This window comes from Halorubellus amylolyticus, assembly GCF_034808145.1.
Taxonomy (GTDB): Archaea; Halobacteriota; Halobacteria; order Halobacteriales; family Natrialbaceae; genus Halorubellus.
On record NZ_JAXHGM010000017.1, the window covers coordinates 1 to 1562 of the forward strand.

At 56.6% G+C, this 1562-nt stretch carries 2 rRNA genes; both read left to right on the top strand.

Features of this window, described 5'->3' with window-relative positions:
- Nucleotides 1-1313: ribosomal RNA gene (locus SM754_RS20095) — 23S ribosomal RNA — on the top strand; the annotation flags it as partial.
- A 115-nt stretch (nucleotides 1314-1428) separates the two neighbouring features.
- Nucleotides 1429-1550, top strand: a 5S ribosomal RNA gene (gene rrf, locus SM754_RS20100).
- Nucleotides 1551-1562 lie beyond the last annotated feature (12 nt).

Genomic DNA, 1562 nt, shown 5'->3' on the forward strand with positions numbered 1-1562 from the left:
GAAGCCGGAGATAGCGAAAGTCGACCGTATCCGGGGCCCGTGAAAAGGCAAGCATACGAACCGTACCGAGATCCGACACAGGTGCTCTAGCCGAGAACGCTCAGGCCTGTCGGGAACAACCGACGTCAGGGAATTCGGCAAATTAGCCCCGTAAGTTCGCGAGAAGGGGTGCCTGCCTCGGAGAGAGGCAGGTCACAGTGACCAAGAAGCTCCGACTGTCTAGTAACAACATAGGTGACCGCAAATCCGAAAGGACTCGTACGGTCACTGAATCCTGCCCAGTGCGGGTATCTGAACACCCAGTACAATGGGACGAAGGACCCGTCAACGGCGGGGGTAACTATGACCCTCTTAAGGTAGCGTAGTACCTTGCCGCTTCAGTAGCGGCTTGCACGAATGGATCAACGAGAGCTTCGCTGTCCCGACGTTGGGCCCGGTGAACTGTACGTTCCAGTGCGGAGTCTGGAGTCCCCCAGGGGGAAGCGAAGACCCTATAGAGCTTTACTGCAGGCTGTCGCTGAGACACGGTCGTTAGTGTGCAGCATAGGTAGGAGCCGTTACACAGGTACCTGCGCTAGCAGGCCACCGAGGCATCAGTGAAATACTACCCACTAATGACTGTGACTCTCACTCCGGGAGGAGGACACCGGTAGCCGGGCAGTTTGACTGGGGCGGTACACGCTTGAAAAGATATCGAGCGTGCCCCAAGATCACCTCAATCGCGTCGGAGACGCGATGAAGAGCGCAAGAGCATAAGGTGGTCTGACAGTGTCATTCCCAACGAGTGACACTGACGTGAAAACGTGGTCTAGCGAACCAATTTGCCTGCTTGATGCGGGCCATTGCTGACAGAAAAGCTACCTTAGGGATAACAGAGTCGTCACGCGCAAGAGCACATATCGACCGCGTGGCTTGCTACCTCGATGTCGGTTCCCTCCATCCTGCCCGTGCAGAAGCGGGCAAGGGTGAGGTTGTTCGCCTATTAAAGGAGGTCGTGAGCTGGGTTTAGACCGTCGTGAGACAGGTCGGCTGCTATCTACTGGGGGTGTTATGGAACCTGACGGGAACGCTCGTATAGTACGAGAGGAACTACGAGTGGTGACCACTGGTGTACCGGTTGTCCGAGAGGGCATGTGCCGGGCAGCTACGTCACACGGGGTAAGAGCTGAACGCATCTAAGCTCGAAACCCACCTGGAAAAGAGGTTCCGCTTGAGAGTCCTCATAGAAGATGAGGTAGATAGACTCGGGGTGTACGCACCAAGGCAACGAGGTGTTGAGCCCGCGAGAACTAATCACTCGAGCCACCATTCATTCGGACTGTGTGCTGACTCGTACTGTACGAGTCCAGGTGTTAACTGGATTGTGCTTACATTGCGGCTTGCTGTACCGACGTTGGCGTACCATGGATCGTTCCCGTGGGTCGGCGTTGAGGCGGCCAGAGCGGTGGGGTGACACCCGTACCCATCCCGAACACGGAAGTTAAGCCCATCTGCGTACCGGGGAGTACTGGAGTGCGCGAGCCTCTGGGAAACGCGGTTCGCTGCCTCGCTATTCATAGTTG